The sequence below is a fragment of the Streptomyces fildesensis genome, assembly GCF_016107395.1.
Lineage (GTDB): Bacteria > Actinomycetota > Actinomycetes > Streptomycetales > Streptomycetaceae > Actinacidiphila > Actinacidiphila fildesensis.
This window is the reverse complement of the sequence record NZ_JAAIKO010000193.1, coordinates 1-443: the sequence shown is the minus strand read 5'-3', so window position 1 is coordinate 443 and position 443 is coordinate 1. Positions and strand designations below refer to the sequence as shown.

General features: G+C 54.4%; 1 protein-coding gene. It reads right to left on the bottom strand.

What is annotated here, in order from left to right; translation table 11 throughout:
• Positions 1-438, bottom strand: a 438-nt coding sequence (locus C6N31_RS42550) for a thaumatin family protein (protein ID WP_306665087.1), incomplete at its 3' end; no start/stop codon positions are given.
• Positions 439-443: the final 5 nt, after the last annotated feature.

Sequence of the window (443 nt, the reverse complement as noted above, 5' to 3'; positions counted from 1 at the left end):
GCTATATGCCTGCGGGCAATCGTTCTTGAATATGGATGAATAATTTGTTGCCTTGCAGTTGGTGGGAGTACTAAACGCATCCGTGCAGCAGTACTGCGGCAGTAGAAACGCCGTGCAAGCGCTCTTACAGGCAGCAACACTTCCGTCGGTTCCTTTCACCGTCAGCTCAGATGGGCACACAGAGTTGACGTTGGCAGCGCAACTGGATTGGGTGCAATTGGCGCCGGATCCCCCTTGTGGGGAAACAGAGACTGGCAGATTGAAGCCATCGACGAGGCTGATGTCGTAGTAATCCTGAGTTACGTTCAGCATGACTTCTACAAGAGTTGCAGGAGTAGCGCCGCCGGAGCCATTGCAAGCCACGGCATCTCCACAATCACCAGTAACGCAGCTGAACCTGCCGCCCGCAAATGTGGAGCAACCTGTTCTAGCCCACATGCGAC